Genomic DNA, 18,287 nt, shown 5'->3' with positions numbered 1-18,287 from the left:
ATATAAAACACTTTATCCTTCCAGATAAAAGAAAGCACCGAACGTATCCACGCTCAGTGCTCTATATACCTAGCCGTTATCCACTTAAATATAAACAGTAATGCTTATCCGAATAGCATTAACCCGAGATGGATTGGCTTTATAACCACTTAATATCGGAGGTTTATGAGTTTTGTTCTTTAAGCCACTGAGCAGCACGTTTAGCAAAGTAGGTTAAAATACCATCAGCACCAGCGCGCTTAAAGCAAAGTAATGACTCCATCACAATGGCTTTTTCTGCTAACCAACCGTTTTGAATAGCAGCCATGTGCATGGCGTACTCACCACTGACTTGGTAAGCAAATGTTGGCACTGCTAATTCAGTTTTGACACGGCGTACTATGTCTAAATAAGGCATCCCTGGTTTAACCATGACCATGTCAGCACCTTCTTGAATATCTAATGCCACTTCGTGTAATGCTTCGTCGCTATTGGCCGGATCCATTTGGTAGCTGTGTTTATTGCCACCTTTTAAATTACTAGCCGATCCGACAGCATCACGAAAAGGACCATAATAACTTGAGGAATACTTAGCGGAATAAGCCATGATCTGAGTATTCACAAAGCCATTTTCTTCAAGGGCTTGGCGAATTGCACCTATACGACCGTCCATCATGTCTGATGGCGCGACAATATCTGCCCCTGCAGCGGCATGAGATAAAGCCTGCTTGACTAGGATCTCGGTGGTGATGTCATTCATGATATAACCAGTGTCATCGATAATACCGTCTTGACCATGAGTCGTGTAGGGATCTAAAGCTACATCAGTCATGATACCAAGCTGTGGAAATGCTTGCTTTAATTCACGCACGGCACGCTGCACTAATCCATCAGGATTGTAAGATTCTTCTGCCAGTAAACTCTTTTTATCTGCTGGCGTCACGGGGAATAATGCAATAAGCGGAATGCCAAGCTCAACCAGCTCAGCGGCTTCTTTTAACAATAGATCAACTGAAAATCGTTCAATTCCTGGCATTGAAGCAATTTTTTCTGAGCGTTGAAAACCTTCTAACACAAACATTGGATAAATGAGATCGTTAACTGTTAAGGTATTTTCAGACATTAAACGACGGCTAAATTCATGTTTACGCATGCGGCGCATTCTGCGCTGTGGAAAGGCACTAGTAATAATATTCAATTTCGACTCCTGGTTTAGATCTCGTCTGTTTCGAGCGGGTAATAGCAGACTTTGTTACGGCCACTGCGTTTGGCTTTATACAGGGCTTTATCTGCTTGTTCTAGTAATAGCATTGGATGCTCATCACTGTCGATAATTGTCTCACTCACACCGATACTGACCGTTAAGGGTATCGTGTAACCATTATGGGCAATGGTAAGATCGCTGATAGCTTGGCGAATTTGCTCCGCAACTAGCACAGCACCTTCTATATCTGTACTAGGTAATATAATAGCAAATTCTTCACCACCAAAACGTGATACGAGATCCGTTGGACGTTTAATGTATTCACATAATGTATTTGCAATCATCTTTATGGTGAAGTCGCCACTAAGGTGACCATATTGGTCATTGATATTTTTAAATTTATCGATATCAATCATTAACAAAGACATCGGTGTCTGTTGGCGTCGGCTAATACGGCCTTCTGCAATGAGGCGACGATCAAAAGCACTACGATTCTTCACTCCAGTAAGGCTGTCTATGGTGTTTTGTTCTGTCAGCTTTTGATTCACCTCATTGAGTTCACGTAAGGTAATTTCTAATTCAAGTGTCCGTTCTTGAACCATTTGCTCAAGTTTTTCACTATTTCCAGCCTCACTACGCAGTGCTTCTTCACGGATTTCTCGCAGCCGTTGTTCTTGCTCTAATGTCTGTTGCTGGATCTCAAATTTAGCCTTTCGTTCATCGTTATAACGTAAGGCGAGCACTGCCGCCATGGTGATGACTTCAAAAGTGAGTCCTATCATTACGGGGATCTGTGGCGATATGTTTAGGGTGATTAGACCGAGATAAATTAGCCCTGTAATGATGCACCCAATCATTAAGCCCATACGGCCAATGGCATATAAAGGGGCATTGCGTTGGCCGCTAAAAGCTTGGATTAATGAGAAAGCCATTAGGATTGTGCTGATAGTTAACACCACAAATGCTAAAACATACAGCGCAAAACTGTAGTTAATAAATGGCATGATGATCGTTAAGCCAAAACAGAGCACTGCCATGATGCGACAAATACGCAGCATTTTTAGATTATGATATTTTAGTTGCAATACTTTTTCAGTAAACATCAATGAAAAACCCAATGTTAATGGGATAATAATAATGAAAATATACTGTTGTATAATGGGCCATTGAGGCCACAAATAGCGAAATGATACGCCATGAATTGTCGCCGTGAGTAACGTAAGCCCTAATACATAGCCGCTGTAATAACTGTAACTATAAGATGCCGACGCGAGCGCGATAAATAAACTGAACAAGCAAATAGCGAGTAATAATCCTATTTGCATGCCATTAAACAAATTCTTAGTTTCAGTGAGTTGGGTTAGGTCGTTTGATGACCACAACACTAATGGCAAACTGATGCTACCTTTGCTGTCTATTTTTAAATAAAAAGTATGTGTATCACCAGGTTCAAAATTAACTGGGTATAAAAAGATATTGCTTTGTAATGGTCGTTGCTTAAACGGTAAGGAGTCGCCCATTATTTCAGTACTGACCAGTTCCCCATTGATCAGGTGGTATATTTTAACACTGTCGAGTAATGGGTTATCTAAGGCAATAATGCGTGATAGATGGTCGTTGGGATTAAATATACTAAAACTCACCCAATAGTTTTTAATGCCTATTTGATATGGTTGATTGGTATCAAGTTTTTTCCAGCTGTTTTCTGGCCGTTGTAATAATGTGGTTAGAGTTTCAATATCATTACTTTGATTGGCATAAACCCAGTCGTGTAATTCAATTTTTGTTATGGAGTCTGATGTCAGTCTAAGCGGTATCCCAGAGAGTGTATTAGCCCAACAATTTTGGCCAATAAACAGCAAAAAAAATCCAATGAGTATCCTAAATTGATACTGGCATAACTGTTGTAAATGATGCGATATGATGGCCATCATGAGTTATTATTCACGCTAAAATGAACTGGCAGTTGGAAAAAGTCACAACTGTTTTTATAACATTCTTGCGCTAATGATTGTACTGATTGTTGGCGTAAATTGGCCATGTATTCGACAATATAAGGTAAGTATTGGGGTAAATTTTTACTCGATTTAGGTTTAGGTCGCATACTGCGAGGTAATAAGTAAGGACTATCGGTTTCTGCCATAATGCGATGATTAGGAATTAATGGTACTAATTGAGCAAGGTCTTGCCCTCGACGTTCATCGCAAATCCACCCAGTAATGCCAATATATAAATCAGCGGCTAAGCACTCAATTAACTCATCTTTACTGCCAGTAAAACAGTGTAGTAAGGCATTAGGGAGATGAGCTCGATACTCATTTACAATGGCGATAAAATCGCTATGAGCTTCACGACAATGCATCAGCACTGGCATATTGAGTTCGCAAGCTAGCTCTAATTGCGCTGCAAATGCCTTTCTTTGTACCGGGCGTGGTGAAAAGTCACGATTGTAGTCAAGCCCACATTCACCAATAGCTACCACGGTGTCTTGTTTGGCCAGCTGAGTTAAACGTGCTTTGCTATGTTGATCCCAAGATGATGCATGATGCGGATGTACACCTGTCGTGCAGTATAGTTGTTGCGGGTATTGTTGGCAGAGAGATATTGAGTCGGAGCTTTCATCGAGATCGCTGCCAATAACAATTAACGGCGAAACATGATGTTTCGCCGCATCATTGATAATAGTGTCAATATCGTGCTTCAGCCTGTCGCTAAGCAGATTAACAGCAATGTCGATGTATTGAGTCATGTAATAAAAGTACTGTCGTTACTTTAATCGTCTAACTCGGGTAGTAGCATTGCGATCATCGCTACCCAATAAAAATGAATTCAATGCACCTGTTTCAATAAAGATGCGTTGACCTTTTTTGATTTTATAATACTTTGAGCTACTTTGCTTCCAGACTTGACCATTGCTGAGTGTTATCACAAATGCGCCTAACGCATCTTTCTTAACACTAATGACTTCAGAGTAAATCTTATCGACTTCATCTTCTATGACTTTCTTTTGTAAACCAAAATCATCAACGCTGAGTACTTGAGGACTTGTTGCAACCAAAGGTAACACAACGTTTGGTGAAGCGGGTGGCCTTGGAGCCTCAGATGGGGCAATCTTAGTTGTATTTGCCGTCGTCATTATGTGAGCACTGGGTTTAGCATTAGCAGCTAATTCGTCATAACAAGTTAATCGCACAGTTTTGTCCGTTTTAGCGGCACATATAGACAGTTGCTGGCCAAGATTGGTATTGGCATATGCATTAGCCGAGATCAATATGATCCCGACGGCAATTAAACTTAAACGCATTGATTCTTCCTTATTATTTTAGTCTGTAGAGCCTTTCTTTATCGCTTAATTTTCAGCTTCTTCGTTCTCTGGCTCATCTTCTTTTTTGCTGTAGAAACGTGCGGCGATTAGTCCACCTTCAAACAATAACAGCATTGGTACGGCTAGCATAGTCTGCGAGATAATATCGGGCGGTGTGAGTACCATGCCAACAACAAAAGCTCCTACTACAATATAAGGGCGTTTTTGGCGTAACTCATCGGGTGTTGTAACACCAGCCCAGCAAAGCAAAACGACTGCTACAGGTATTTCAAAAGCTAAACCAAAGGCAAAAAATAATTTTAGAATAAAACTCAAATAACTGCTGATATCAGTAGCAACTTGTACGCCTTCTGGAACGACACTGGTGAAAAACCCAAATACAACTGGGAAAACAATATAGTAGGCAAAGGCTATTCCAAGATAAAACAACAGAGTGCTGCTGGCTAACAAGGGAACAACTAAGCGTTTTTCATGTTTATATAACCCAGGGGCGACAAAAGACCATACTTGATAAAGCACATAGGGAATGGCGATGAAGAATGCTAATACTAGTGTTAATTTAAAGGGTGCAAAAAAAGGCGCGGCTACGTCGGTTGCAATCATACTGCCCGTTTCTGGAAGCGAGCGCATTAAAGGCAAAGCTATGTAGTGATAAATATCGTTAGCCCAATACACAATAGTAATGAATACCAATAACACACTGCCAATGGCTTTAAGCAATTTGTTACGTAATTCAAGCAAATGGCTAATAAGCGGTTGCTGTTGCGACATGGATTATCCGTTTGATTTAGGGTTTGAACTGTTTTCGCTAGTCACTTCAGATGACTTAGCTTCTTTGACTGAAGGAGACTCGTCAGCTGATTTTTTTGGCTCGACAGGTGATGTGTCTTCAACCTTATAAGGACGATTCACTGATTCAGCGGCTTTTTTCAGCTGATCAATCGACTCTTGTAACTCTGGCGACAAATTGGCTAAACCTTTGCTTTCAGCTTTTTTTAAATCAGCATGTAACTGATCAATTTTAAGCTCTTGCTCAAGTTCATCTTTGACAGAGTTAGCCATGCGCTTAAGCGCACGGATCCAACCTGTTAACGAACGTACTGCAACCGGTAGTCTTTCGGGGCCTAGTACTACTAGCCCCAAAATACCGATCAGCAGCAGCTCCATAAAGCCGATACCGTCAAACATAATAAATTACGCCTGTTTATCTTTAGATTCTGTTTCAGGTTGCTTTTCTGCAGCCTGTTGCGAAGTCGCTGCCGTTTGGTCTTTGTCTTCTAGTGATTTACTTTCATCTTCTGGAGTCATGGCGTTTTTAAAGCCTTTTACTGCTCCACCTAAATCACCGCCCAAAGAACGCAATTTTTTAGTCCCAAATAATAGAATGACAATTAACGCTACGATTAGAAGCTGCCAAATACTGATGCCGCCCATGAAGATTTTCCTCTTTAAAGTAAAAATGGTTTTTGTAAAAAAGTTATTTCAAAATCCATAATAACACCCAATTCTTTAAGTATTATGAACCTCTAATAAATTAGTGCTAGCTAAAACTTACGATTCTTTGGCCTAGATCGCCATCCTATTGCCCAAATCAATATGCCTGCACCTATACAGGTATATGCAGGCCATAGTGTAGCTATTTGAGTAAATAAAATTGTGCCACAGATCAATAATACAGCCGAAGTGATAAGTAGATAATTACTCTTGTGCGATTTCTGTTGGTAGCGCAAGTACTTATCTAACATTTGCTGTTGAGTGCCGAGTAATTTACGGCCTAGTTTTAAATTGTCGTAAATCAATTCAGGAAACTCAGGGAGTTTATCAGCCCAAAATGGCGCATTTGATTTTACTTTATTGAACATGGCTTTAGGGCCAACTTGTTCTGACATCCAATTTTCTAGGAAGGGTTTGGCGGTTTGCCATAAATCTAATTGTGGATATAACTGACGGCCTAAACCTTCAATATACAGTAAGGTTTTTTCGAGTAACACCAATTGTGGCTGCACCACAATATCAAAATGACGCGCAGTTCTAAACAGCTCTAACAGAACATGACCGAATGAAATTTCATCCAATGGTTTATTAAACATGGGTTCGCAAACTACTTTTACAGCTTGTTCAAACGCAATAATATCTGTGTGTTCAGATACCCAACCTGACTCAATATACAGCTGGGCAATACGGTGATAATCGCGATTAAAAAAGGCTAAAAAGTTTTCTGCTAGGTAACGTTTATCCACTTCGGTTAATGTGCCCATAATGCCGCAGTCTAGGCCGATATAAAATGGGTCGTCTGGATGTTCACGACTGATAAAAATGTTGCCTGGATGCATATCTGCGTGGAAAAAATTGTCGCGAAACACTTGGGTGAAAAACAATTCTACACCGCGTTCAGCAAGCAGTTTAAAGTTGGTACCTTGAGCTCGTAACGCTTCGGTGTCAGAGACTGGAATACCGTAAATGCGTTCCATGACCATAAGGCGTTGATAACTGTGTTCTTCGTAAACAAAAGGCACATACAGCGAATTAGAATCCAGAAAATTATTGCGCAGCTTGATGGCGTTAAGCGCTTCTAGCTTTAAGTTTAGCTCGCCTAAAATGGTGGTGCGGTAATCTTCAATCACTTCTGCTGGGCGTAAACGATTACCGTCACCTAATAAGGTTTCGAGTAAGTTAGCCGTTTGAGTCATTAACTGTAAGTCAGCTAATATCTGCTGCTCAACATTAGGTCGCAGCACTTTAAGCACCACGGCTTTACCGTTAGATTTTAAGGTAGCGGTGTGTACTTGCGATATGGATGCAGAGGCAAGTGGTGTATCGTTAAAATCATCAAAATAGGTTGCGATAGGAGCACCAAGCTCAGCTTCAATGGCTTCTCGTGCTAAAGCAGAGTCAAATGGTGGCACTCTGTCTTGCAACATGGCCAACTGATACGCCCATTCGTCGTCAAGTAAATCACGGCGAGTCGACAGCATTTGCCCTAATTTGATGTATACCGGCCCTAAATCTTGCATCGCTAATTTTAAGCGCTCTGCAGGCGATTTAGTTTTATGCTTATTACGGATCCAAAATAAACTGTTGCGCACAATGGCGAAATACCAGGGCTTTTTGTGTTTAGGTATTAAGTCATCTAAGCCAAAATGCAGAATGGTTTTAATGACATGGTAACCACGCCTGATACTTGCAGTTGTCATTGTGTTATTTGATCTCTTAATTGGGCTATCTTGGCTTCGATACGTTCGGTTTGACTCACCAGTTCGTCCAGATTATCACGAAAATGTAGCCATTCGATTTTATGCGGTGCTAGGTGATATTCTTCAGTGGTTAACTGGCTGATGTGTGAGCGAGTTTTTTGTAAGACCAGCTTGATATCATGGTTAAATTGTTTTGCTGTAGCAACGAGTTTATGCGTCGGAGCATCACCAATATAACGTGATAATGGTTCGGCAAAATCAACATGAATATTCTGTAAATAATGGCTTAACGATTGCAGTAATTGAATATCGCCTTCCAAACTGAGTTTATCTTGTTTGATAAGCTCAGTTAAATTAGCGCCTTCAGTCAGCTGATATAATGTTGATACATCAGCACGTACGGTTACTGCTACATCACCTTCGTAATGGCTGAGTACTTGAATTTGTTTGGCAAATACCAAATAAATGGGCCAGTTTAACTGACTCAGCTGGATACAAAATACTTTGCCGTGCAATGACTTTTGGCGAGCATAGTCACTTTTAGCCTGTGCTGGCAGTTGGTTAAAAGCGGTTTCAATGGCAGCACAAGTTAACAAAGCAAAGTGATTAGGGGTCATTAGAACTTATAACCTCTATGCAATGCGACAACGCCGTCTGTCATGTTGGTGTAGTCGACTTGTTCAAAACCTGCATCTACCATCATTTGTTTAAGCGTTTCTTGATCAGGATGCATCCGAATTGATTCGGCAAGGTATTCGTAGCTGTCAGCATCTTTAGTGATTAATGCGCCCATTTTAGGTAACACCTTAAAGCTATACATGTCGTAAACTTTACGCATTAATTCATGTTTAGGTGTTGAAAACTCAAGCACGAGTAGTTTTCCACCAGGCTTTAATACTCGTTGCATTGAACGTAACGCCGCATCTTTATCGGTAACATTACGTAAACCAAACGCGATAGTGATGATATCAAAATGGTTATCAGGAAACGGCAGTGCTTCAGCGTTAGCTTGAACATAGCTGACGTTATTGACGATACCTTTGTCACGTAATTTAGTGCGACCGACCTTGAGCATTGAATCATTAATGTCAGCAAGAACGACTTGACCTCTATCGCCGACTAAATGTGAAAACTTAGCCGTGAGATCGCCAGTACCACCGGCTAAATCAAGCACTTTCATTCCCGGTCTTGCAGCCGCGACTTCAATGGTGTGGCGCTTCCAAAAGCGGTGAACTCCAAAAGACATCACGTCATTCATAATGTCGTATTTTGCCGCGACGGAATGAAACACGTCAGCGACTAAGTCTGCTTTTTTATCGGCTTCGACAGTTTTATATCCAAAATGAGTGTTTTTCGGTTCGCCTTCAGACATCGGTATATTCCTATAATGTGCGATAATTAATAGCGAGTGTATGCCATTGCGAATGATTGCTGAAATGCTGTGGTGCGAGAGTGTGACAACAATCAATTAGTTGTCTTACCTTGCACCTAATATACATTTCACTTCAACTTGAACGCAGCAATGAGCTTCGCGTCGATTAGCCCCAATAAAAAGCAGCAGTTAAGGCTAAAAAATTGCCTGCATTAGAGCATAAAATTAGCCTTTAATGAATAGCCGTAGCTGATTCTAATTCAGACCGGTTAATCGACCCTGAAGATAAGCATAAATTAACTCACTGAGACCTTGACCTGCATCGCGGTAACCCGCTTCTAAACCCGCGTGATGACATGCTGGGGCAGTTTCTGCAAAATGAGCGTAATGGCATGGACAATGCTTAGCAATATAATGCACATAATGGCAGGCATCGAGTATCGATATACCGGCAAAAGTCGCTGCACTGCTGGGCATATTGGCAATCGCATCGACATCGAGCTCTAATGCGACGGGCAGTTGGGTTTGATTTAATGCTTTAGCGATTTGTTTTAATGCGGTTTCTAGTGACAGTTCACGCCGGATCCAAATTTGTTGCAAACTGTTCCATGTAGCGCCAAACAGGCTCAGTTGTTCTAGGGTTTCTTCACTATTTTTTAATTCATGCAAGCCGAGAATATGATAATGGTCGAGTGCGCCATTGGCGGCGGCATAACTAAATCCATTACCGCTGTGGCGACCTTCTCGTGGTCTAAAATCACTGTGTGGATCGAGGTTGACGGCTGCGACAGGTAGGCCTGTAGTGGCTTTTGTTGCCATTAATAAACCATAAGCATTATTGTGGCCGCCGCCGATAACGATGGGTTCTAATCCTGCTTGCATGATTTCACTTACTGCAGCAATGACGATGTCATCCAATTGTGCGGTTGCTTGGCGTAATTGTTCAACGGTAGCGGTTGTGGATACTGATGTATCAAGACTGATTTGGCCTAAAATGGCACATTCGTTACCATTAAGAAATCGATTGGACTGTAAATTAATCAACTGTTTCATGCTAGCGATAAAGGCATCATCAGCGCCGCCTCGGCCGAGGTTAGCTCGTGGTCCCACATCTTCTGCAATGGCAATAATGGCAAACTGGGCGCCACTGGATTTAGCCTGTTGTGCATTTTGTGCTAATGACAGTTCAGCCGATGCCAGATAAACCTGTTGGCCTATTTTGGTTTCATTAGGGCGTAAACTTAATAATGCATCGCAATGCTGCTGAGTAAATGCGCTAAACATGGTGATTCTCCGAATTACAGCCACAAAAAAACCAGCATAGCTGGTTTTTAAAGGAATTGTCTGCCAGCTTTTTACAAAGCTAAATTGGCTATGACGGGGTTATTCAATATCTAATGGTTCTGGAGACAGAATAACGCCCGTGTTATCAGCATAGATATGATCACCCGGTAAGAAGGTCACGCCACCAAAATTAACTGGAATTTCGATTTCGCCCACACCGTTACTTTCAGCACCGACAGGAATCGAAGCAAGCGCTTGGATACCAATATCAAGTTCTTCAAGAGCGTCAACGTCACGTACTGAACCGTAAATGAGAATACCTTCCCAATTATTGGCTACAGCAATTTCAGCAATTCTAGCATCGAGTAGCGCACGTCTTAACGATCCACCACCATCGACTAATAGGACTTTACCTTCACCGTCTTCTTCTAAAGCATCAGCAATCAAGCCATTATCTTCAAAACACTTAATTGTACTGATTGAGCCACCGAAGGAGCTGCAACCACCGTAGTTACTGAACATTGGTTCGACGACATCGACTACATCTATATACATGTCGCAGAGTTCTGAGGTGTTGTATTCCATATTTCACTCCTGTTGGACAGCAAAGGTAAATTGCTGGGTAAAGCAAAGTTAAATGAATTATATGAGCTTTTTATGAAAATAAAAGCCTTATCAATCACTGGATTGTTATAAATCAACTTATGGTGTGACTTATGCGCAGATGACGCATTGGCCTAAATAGAGAACAGGGATCAAATTTGTAAGTAATTTTCTTTCAAATTGAACCAATTAGTCGATATATGTTGATTTAGGTCATCCTAATACGTTTTTTAATTACATTTTTGCTCTACAGTTTGTTAGCATATTGCTAGATTTATTAATGTTAGTTTACAAAATAATACTAGCTTTAGGGGCACGGAACCCCCGTTACGCATACGGAAGGCAGAGAGCCTGAAACAGAGGTTCTTATGGAAAATATCAATATTATTGAAGTATTAGGCTATGCCGCATCCGTTATGGTTGCCATTTCACTAATGATGAAAGACATCGTTTTACTAAGATGGTTAAACTTTATTGGCTGTTCTTTTTTTGTCGCCTACGGATATGCAATCGAAGCATGGCCAGTAGCGGGCATGAATGCCTTTGTTGCATGCATTAACATTTTTCACTTAATTAAGATTTATCGTAATAAAGGTGCACAGCCACAAACTGCATAATTGCACGAGTCATATTAAGTTATCGTGTTAGTGAATGACGATAACACGGTCGCGATTAATAACCCCTCAGGCCAAACTTGAGGGGTTATTGCTTTAAATCGCTTTGATTTAAATCAATAAATGGATATCAAACCGCTCTGTATTCCCCTGTCTGCGTTTTAATGGCCCACAATAAGCTCTCTATTGACGAGTCAATACATCTTGTGAGTAACATCAATGGCAAGCACATAGTACCGATTTTAAATAAAACCGTTGTTATCGATTTATCCCATCTCTTATTCTCAGTTGAAGTGACCTCGCGGGTAAACATCAGCCGTTAAGCTTCTTTATGGTTATTCGCTAATTTATGCTTATTCTCGAATTTATGGTTATTTCTAACGTGAAACTCAACTCTGGGCTGTGTCATAAAACTTTAGGCTAACTGTCACCTCGTGTTCATTACCTCTGTCTATTATCTAAACTGTTAACAAATACATAACTTTAGTCGGATCAATATTAGCTAAATGATATTACCGACGTTTGACATGGAGTCAGGCATGAAGAGTATCAGCCAGTTAGATAAATATTGGTTTTATTGGATAGTGCAATTTAGTCGAGATAACGGCCTAAGTCAGGCTGCTAAACGTGTATCTGCAACCGGTGATGGCCACTATTATGCTTATTTATCTGTTGCGCTATTGTTTTTTCATCCCAATGGCCAGCACTTTTTTAATTTAGTGTTGGGGAGTTTCTTGGTTGAGTTTCCGTTGTATTTACTGCTGAAAAATAGCATTCGACGTCATCGTCCTTGCCATGCGTTAGCTGGGTTTGAGTCTGGTTTTGAACCGTCGGATAAATTTAGCTTACCTTCAGGGCACACTGCTGGCGCCTTTGTGTTTGCTAGCGTGGTGAATCTGGTGTTTCCTGCCTTAGCACCGATTGCGTTTGCTTGGGCTTGTTTTGTTGGCTCATCGCGTATCGCTCTGGGAGTACATTATCCTGTGGATATTATGGCTGGCGCTGGGTTGGGGATCGGCTCGGTATTTCTGGTCGATCAACTGATGCTGTAAAGCTTATTTTATGACAACTGATGTAGTAATCGTTCATGTACTAGCAGTTCATGTAGTAACTGTTTATGTAGAAAGAAGCACAGCGTTTTAATCTTGATCATTAAGCCGTTGAGGGGTGTAAGGCAATATGAAAATCTTGTACGGAGTTCAAGGCACAGGGAATGGCCATATCAGCCGCGCACGCGTCATGTCTACTGCGCTTAAGCAACATAATATCGATGTCGATTTTCTTTTTTCAGGCCGAACACCACAGCACTACTTTGATATGCAATGCTTTGGCGATTATCAGACCCGTAATGGTATGACTTTCGTAACCGAAAATGGTCGTGTGAATTGTGTTAAAACCGCCAAATACAATTTAACCACTCCCATTTTATCTGAAATTAAGCAGCTCGATTTAACGGGTTATGATTTAGTTTTAAACGATTTTGAACCTGTGAGTGCTTGGGCGGCCAAACAACAAAATGTGCCGTCAATCGCCATTAGTCATCAAGCAGCATTACAGTATCCAGTCCCTAAACAAGGTAACAGCTGGTTTAATGAATTTCTGCTCAACCATTTTGCACCCGTTGACATCGCTTTAGGTTGTCATTGGCATCATTTTGGCTTTCCTATTTTACCTCCATTTGTGGAGGTGTGGCCCAATGGTGGTGATCATAGCCACCAAATTTTAGTCTATTTACCCTTTGAAGAGCCTGATCGTATAGCTGCCTTTTTAGCCCCATTTGATCAATATCACTTTTCTGTTTACCACAGCACTAAACCATTGAAACCATTAGCAGAGCATATTCATTGGCATGGTTTTAATCGTGAAGGCTTTAAACAACACATGGCTCAATGTGGTGGGGTGATTGGCAATGCTGGCTTTGAGTTGGCCAGTGAGGCGATGACGTTAGGTAAAAAGTTATTGGTGAAACCGTTACAGGGGCAGTTTGAGCAATCTGCTAACGTTGCGGCGTTAGAATTACTTGCTGCGGCAGAAAGTATGCAAACTTTAGATCCTGCTGTGCTTAAGCGTTGGTTAAAAAGCCCGTCACCTAAACCTATTGCGTATCCACAGGTAGGCGATGCATTAGTGGAGTGGTTAAAAATGGGCGATTGGCATCAGCCGCAAGATTTATGTCAACATTTGTGGTCACAAGTTGAGTTGCCTGAAAACTGGCATAAACGGCAATAATGTTTGCTGCAATCAAGTTAACCGTATTAAAAAGTGCGTCAATTCATCGCACTTTTTAATGGGCTGGCTCAATTAAGGAAGGCGTTGATATAGCAATTCTAGCAGCTCATCTTCTAATTCGAAACGCGACTCCATCGCTTGTGCTAAATGTGATAAATCGTTGTCGAGTTGATACAGCACTTGTTCGTCAGATGCGTCGGTATATTTATCATTAAAATCCAATGCCGTGTCAGTACTTTCGCTAATCAGCGGTAATAAGGCGTTGGCTGTTTCGATACTCGTTTCACCAAACTTCTCGCAAGCTTTAATAACGTTGTTGTAAACCTCAAAGTGACCTTCTGAGACATAATCAACTAATTGGGCACAAAATTGTTTCACTTGATCCATGCTCGGAAGTGATTTTTCGCTACGAGAATAGGGTGCTAATCCGGCAACGATAAAATATTGGATTAATAATTTGCGGCGATGATTAAGCCATTGATCGATTAAATTATGAGAACCGCCCCAGCGTTTTTCTGCTTTTTCTAGTTTTGTTAGCATGTCTTCTCTCTAATTGGCAGCCATTCTGTTACAACTAATGTATTGGACAAAGTGTATTGCGATCAACTGTTTTATTTTTATTTGCTTATCGACGAGCTTGCTTTGGGGATGAAAAGGACAGGGGTCTTGGAGTGGGATAATAAAAAACCCCGTGATGGCATGCCATCACGGGGTAACGAAGTTTTCAAAGGCTCGATTTGTCGGGCTTCTTGATTGTTCTTGCTAGCGCACACTTTTTATACCAAACCACTTAACGCGACGCAACTTTTAATCCAATAAATTGCGATTTACACATCAGTATTGTGTGTTTTGTGAGCATAGTGGCGGTTGTGTTAATAAAATCGACCATAGATTTAGGAATAGCTCACATAAATTCTGCATGAGTGGTTACATTAATCGCGTAAGTGCTAAACTAACGCCCAGCAAAAATCATAACAGTCTAGGAACAAAGTCCACATGGCAGAATTAAAGAATGATCGTTATTTACGTGCGTTGCTAAAGCAGCCTGTTGATGTCACTCCAGTATGGATGATGCGTCAAGCAGGACGTTATTTACCTGAGTATAAAGAAGTTCGTGCTCAAGCGGGTGACTTTATGTCTTTATGCCGTAATGCCGAATTGGCTTGCGAAGTCACTTTACAGCCGTTACGTCGTTATGACTTAGATGCTGCGATTTTATTCTCAGATATCCTGACCGTGCCAGACGCAATGGGCTTAGGTTTGTATTTCGAAGCAGGTGAAGGTCCGCGTTTTGAACGTCCAACTGACACCATCGATGCAATCAAAAAATTATGTATTCCAGATCCAGAAGATGAATTGGGTTATGTAATGCGTGCAGTGAGTACCATTCGTCGTGAACTGAATGGCACTGTGCCGTTAATTGGTTTTTCGGGTTCTCCTTGGACTTTGGCCACTTACATGGTTGAAGGCGGCTCAAGCAAAACCTTCGAAAAAATCAAGCGTATGGCGTATGCAGAACCTGCTGCATTACACATGTTATTAGATAAGTTAGCAGACTCAGTAGTGTTATATCTTAACGCTCAGGTGGCTAACGGTGCACAATCGTTAATGATATTTGACTCGTGGGGCGGTGCGTTATCACACCACGCTTACCGTGAGTTTTCATTACGTTATATGCAAAAAATTGTTGATGGCTTAACTCGTTTTGCTGATGGCCGTAAAGTGCCAGTTACCTTGTTCACTAAGGGCGGCGGATTATGGTTAGAGTCTATGGCTGAAACAGGCTGTGATGCATTAGGTTTAGATTGGACTGTTGATATTGGTGATGCTCGTCGTCGCGTAGGTCATAAAGTGGCGTTACAAGGCAACATGGACCCATCAATGTTGTATGCTACGCCAGAACGTATTCATCAAGAAGTTGATCAAATTCTAGCGAGTTACGGTGAAGGTACTGGCCATGTATTTAACTTAGGCCATGGTATTCACCAACATGTTGATCCTGAGCATGCTGGTGCATTTATCAATTCTGTGCATGAGTTGTCAGGTAAATACCACAAGTAGTTAGTGATATTGACTAACAAAAGCGAATCTTCGGATTCGCTTTTTTGTTGCCAAAATTTAAAGTTGTTTGATGTTTTTCCAACACAGCCATTTTAAATACACATATTATTTTTGAGTAGGCTCTGCTTTTATCATAGTCATTTATGACTATAGAACGAAAAGGTTAAACATAATAAAATTATCCGTAATTACATTTGAGTTATAGCTTTTGATTTAAACATAAAGTTTAAATCAAATGTACGCTTAATAAATCAAGGAAGATATTATGCCAATTGAAATTTGTATTTGCCCTAAAGGGCGGATAACGGGTCTTACTCCCAATACACCACCATCAATCTTAGAAGCAACTTTTCAGGCACCAGGTGTTCCACAAGTTAACTTCATAGATAGTTTTAAAGTTGCATATGCTCAAGATAATTTATTGAATAACGAATTAGGTAAATTTAAAACTAAACCGTTACATCAAAGACAAGCCATTGCGCAGGTTAATGAAGCTGTCGGGCCTGATATGCTATTAGCATTATCTGATTTCTATGATCAACAGCTAGACAGTTTACCAAAAGATTTTTTTGCAGAACAGAATAAAGCAATGATGGGAGCATCCATCGGTGCTATGGGTCATCATTTATCACAATTACAAAGCGTAATAAAAGAATACCAAATGGCGCTTGAAAAAGTGCGTAATGCTTACCGTTCAAAAATGCCAAAGTTAGAAGTCCTTAAGTTTGAACAAACGGCGCGGCAGTTACATAGTCGGTTAAACTCACAGTTTCACAATGAAATTTCAAAACGACTAGCTAGCTCAAGAGCTCGTAAGGCGAGTATTTGGAACAATGCTGATCGTGGTCTTAATCAGGCTAAAAGTGCTAGAACGACTAAACCAATCCAATTTTCGACTGCGAGCGAGTTAAGGGCGTTAAATAAATTTGCTGGTGCGGCTAAATTGGGAGGTAATGGTTTACTACTGCTGGATGTCCATTCTAGAGCCACAGGTGTAAGAGATACCTTCGAGAGTGGCGGTAATTGGGAAAAGCAGGCTTTGCAAGAGACGGTTGGTTTTTCTATGGGATTTGCTGCAGGAACTGCTACAACAACTGGTGTTTATGGCGTTGCGGTAGGAATTGCATTAGCGTTTACGCCCGCAGGATGGGCTGTGGTTATTGGTGTTGGAGTGGGAGCATCTGCTGGATTTTTAGCTGGTTATTTAGCTGACCAGTTTGGGAAAGGTATAACAGGATCTGTTTATGAGTTAAGCAGTGGCTGGTGATTTTAAATGTTTGAGTATAAAGATCTATTTGTAATTATCAGTGTTTTAGTAATGATAAACTTTGGTGTATCACTACTAATATTTGCACAATTGACTGTTCATCCTTTAGAGAAAAAAATTAAGAGTTCAGGAGGAGAATTACCCAAATGGGACAGTATGGGAATTCGTATCTCGAGTTATGCCTTTTCTTTGATATATAGTATTAAAGAAACATCTGCACAAATGGTGGATGAAAATTCGGTACGAAAATTTGCAACTAAAAATGATCGTATCAGAGCTATTTATACTATAACTTCTCTTGTTATTTTTTTATTATTTGCAATATTCTATTCGCTTTTTTTTGACGAAAACTAAAAACTAAACAGGTAGAAATTTATATGCTTACTGCAATGGTTAGTGGCTCCGCTTAAGCACTTGTTCAACTCAGATTGGTTTTTTCTGGAGGTTTCGCGCTGGAACTGTCGCAGCAGGTAGTGCTTATAGCATTGGAGTTGGTATTGCGCTGGCATTTACACCAGTTGGATGGGCTGTTGTGATTGGAGTTGGTGCAGCCGCCTCTGTTGGTTTTCTTGTTGGATTGGGTTTCGATACAGCAGGTAAAAAAATTACGGGTAAACTTTATAATGCAAGCAGTAATTGGTAATTTATGATGGAAAATTATGAAAATATATTTTGGTTGTGTTGCAGTATTCCGTTAGTCAATTTCTTTATAGCTTATTTGGTTTTTGCGCAAATGACCGTACACCCTATAGAGAAGAAAATTAAGGCTTCAGGTGGAAGCATACCGTATGGGGATGAGAATTCCGAGTTATGCTGTAGCAATGCTCTTACCGGTTAAAGTAAAGGCTGCACAAGCTATAGATGAAGATTCTGTTCAGAATTTTACTTCCAAAAGTGATAAAAAAAGAGCTATATATTTTATGTGCTCGTTTGTCATTATATTAATATCAGTGATGGTTGGGTACTTTGTATTTGGTCCCAATTAGAGCCTGAGAAATTCATTTATGATAAGTACCCTCGAATTCAACTCCCAGGGCGAGATCGTGAACATTTTTCAGTCAATTAAATACACTATTTGACGTTAACATTTAGCTATGATCTTATACTCCTTTTTTCCGGGAGCTCACCATGCATATTGACCACTTCAAAGAGACT

Annotated in this window: 19 protein-coding genes; 6 read left to right on the top strand and 13 right to left on the bottom strand. The window is 40.7% G+C overall.

All coding sequences use genetic code 11. The annotated features are described in order from the left end of the window. Positions 1-163 precede the first annotated feature (163 nt). The 12 genes from hemB to rraA all read right to left on the bottom strand — a co-directional run bounded on the left by hemB (position 164) and on the right by rraA (position 10,943). Entirely contained in the window at positions 164-1,177 is a 1,014-nt protein-coding gene (gene hemB / locus H5125_RS20055; protein WP_101086260.1) for a porphobilinogen synthase, read from the bottom strand. Positions 1,178-1,191: 14 nt separating this feature from the next. After that, the gene (locus H5125_RS20050; protein ID WP_182745135.1) at positions 1,192-3,117 is read right to left on the bottom strand and encodes a diguanylate cyclase; all 1,926 of its coding nucleotides are present in this window, start codon (positions 3,115-3,117) and stop codon (positions 1,192-1,194) included. Beyond that, positions 3,114-3,932: a TatD family hydrolase gene (locus H5125_RS20045; RefSeq protein ID WP_182745133.1), complete on the bottom strand. Its 819-nt coding sequence runs from the start codon at positions 3,930-3,932 to the stop codon at positions 3,114-3,116. The genes H5125_RS20050 and H5125_RS20045 overlap by 4 nt, the downstream gene beginning before the upstream one ends. A gap of 18 nt (positions 3,933-3,950) precedes the next feature. Beyond that, positions 3,951-4,487, bottom strand: a complete 537-nt coding sequence (locus H5125_RS20040) for a hypothetical protein (RefSeq protein ID WP_182745131.1) — start codon at positions 4,485-4,487, stop codon at positions 3,951-3,953. A 45-nt stretch (positions 4,488-4,532) separates the two neighbouring features. Continuing rightward, positions 4,533-5,279: a twin-arginine translocase subunit TatC gene (gene tatC / locus H5125_RS20035; protein WP_101086256.1), complete on the bottom strand. Its 747-nt coding sequence runs from the start codon at positions 5,277-5,279 to the stop codon at positions 4,533-4,535. Positions 5,280-5,282: 3 nt separating this feature from the next. Next, positions 5,283-5,696 (bottom strand): Sec-independent protein translocase protein TatB, encoded by a 414-nt coding sequence (tatB, locus tag H5125_RS20030; protein WP_101086255.1) that lies wholly within the window; start codon positions 5,694-5,696, stop codon positions 5,283-5,285. 6 nt (positions 5,697-5,702) lie between these two features. Further along, the gene (gene tatA, locus H5125_RS20025; protein WP_101086254.1) at positions 5,703-5,942 is read right to left on the bottom strand and encodes a Sec-independent protein translocase subunit TatA; all 240 of its coding nucleotides are present in this window, start codon (positions 5,940-5,942) and stop codon (positions 5,703-5,705) included. Positions 5,943-6,052: 110 nt separating this feature from the next. After that, positions 6,053-7,702 (bottom strand): ubiquinone biosynthesis regulatory protein kinase UbiB, encoded by a 1,650-nt coding sequence (gene ubiB, locus H5125_RS20020; RefSeq protein ID WP_101086253.1) that lies wholly within the window; start codon positions 7,700-7,702, stop codon positions 6,053-6,055. After that, positions 7,699-8,319 carry an SCP2 domain-containing protein gene (locus H5125_RS20015; RefSeq protein WP_182745129.1) on the bottom strand — a complete coding sequence of 207 codons (621 nt, stop codon included), beginning with the start codon at positions 8,317-8,319 and terminating at the stop codon, positions 7,699-7,701. Before H5125_RS20015 ends, ubiB begins: the two co-directional genes overlap by 4 nt. After that, the gene (ubiE, locus tag H5125_RS20010; RefSeq protein ID WP_011635964.1) at positions 8,319-9,074 is read right to left on the bottom strand and encodes a bifunctional demethylmenaquinone methyltransferase/2-methoxy-6-polyprenyl-1,4-benzoquinol methylase UbiE; all 756 of its coding nucleotides are present in this window, start codon (positions 9,072-9,074) and stop codon (positions 8,319-8,321) included. The genes H5125_RS20015 and ubiE overlap by 1 nt, the downstream gene beginning before the upstream one ends. A gap of 255 nt (positions 9,075-9,329) precedes the next feature. Then, positions 9,330-10,364 carry a formimidoylglutamase gene (locus H5125_RS20005; RefSeq protein ID WP_392341138.1) on the bottom strand — a complete coding sequence of 345 codons (1,035 nt, stop codon included), beginning with the start codon at positions 10,362-10,364 and terminating at the stop codon, positions 9,330-9,332. Between the two features lie 93 nt (positions 10,365-10,457). Then, the gene (gene rraA, locus H5125_RS20000; RefSeq protein ID WP_162022217.1) at positions 10,458-10,943 is read right to left on the bottom strand and encodes a ribonuclease E activity regulator RraA; all 486 of its coding nucleotides are present in this window, start codon (positions 10,941-10,943) and stop codon (positions 10,458-10,460) included. Between the two features lie 386 nt (positions 10,944-11,329). Here rraA and H5125_RS19995 point away from each other — a divergent pair, with 386 nt between their 5' ends. The 3 genes from H5125_RS19995 (at position 11,330) to H5125_RS19985 (ending at position 13,804) form a co-directional block, all read left to right on the top strand. After that, positions 11,330-11,578 carry a YgjV family protein gene (locus tag H5125_RS19995; protein ID WP_101086249.1) on the top strand — a complete coding sequence of 83 codons (249 nt, stop codon included), beginning with the start codon at positions 11,330-11,332 and terminating at the stop codon, positions 11,576-11,578. 536 nt (positions 11,579-12,114) lie between these two features. After that, positions 12,115-12,627, top strand: coding sequence for a phosphatase PAP2 family protein (locus H5125_RS19990; RefSeq protein WP_182745125.1), 513 nt, complete (start codon positions 12,115-12,117; stop codon positions 12,625-12,627). 127 nt (positions 12,628-12,754) lie between these two features. Beyond that, the gene (locus H5125_RS19985; RefSeq protein WP_101086247.1) at positions 12,755-13,804 is read left to right on the top strand and encodes an MJ1255/VC2487 family glycosyltransferase; all 1,050 of its coding nucleotides are present in this window, start codon (positions 12,755-12,757) and stop codon (positions 13,802-13,804) included. A gap of 72 nt (positions 13,805-13,876) precedes the next feature. On the opposite strand, the gene rsd is transcribed toward H5125_RS19985, so the two are convergent. Beyond that, on the bottom strand, positions 13,877-14,344 hold the full coding sequence (gene rsd, locus H5125_RS19980; protein ID WP_101086246.1) for a sigma D regulator: 468 nt from the start codon (positions 14,342-14,344) through the stop codon (positions 13,877-13,879). A 456-nt stretch (positions 14,345-14,800) separates the two neighbouring features. Here rsd and hemE point away from each other — a divergent pair, with 456 nt between their 5' ends. The 3 genes from hemE (at position 14,801) to H5125_RS19965 (ending at position 17,486) form a co-directional block, all read left to right on the top strand. Beyond that, positions 14,801-15,865: a uroporphyrinogen decarboxylase gene (gene hemE / locus H5125_RS19975; protein WP_182745123.1), complete on the top strand. Its 1,065-nt coding sequence runs from the start codon at positions 14,801-14,803 to the stop codon at positions 15,863-15,865. Between the two features lie 265 nt (positions 15,866-16,130). Next, the gene (locus tag H5125_RS19970) at positions 16,131-17,132 is read left to right on the top strand and encodes a hypothetical protein (protein WP_182745120.1); all 1,002 of its coding nucleotides are present in this window, start codon (positions 16,131-16,133) and stop codon (positions 17,130-17,132) included. A 6-nt stretch (positions 17,133-17,138) separates the two neighbouring features. Next, a complete protein-coding gene (locus H5125_RS19965; protein WP_182741795.1) occupies positions 17,139-17,486 on the top strand; it encodes a hypothetical protein in 348 nt (115 codons plus the stop codon). Positions 17,487-18,287: the final 801 nt, after the last annotated feature.

The sequence above is a fragment of the Shewanella sp. SR44-4 genome, from assembly GCF_014163715.1.
GTDB lineage: Bacteria > Pseudomonadota > Gammaproteobacteria > Enterobacterales > Shewanellaceae > Shewanella.
The sequence above is the reverse complement of the archived record's forward strand: the minus strand, read 5'-3'. Positions and strand labels throughout refer to the sequence as shown.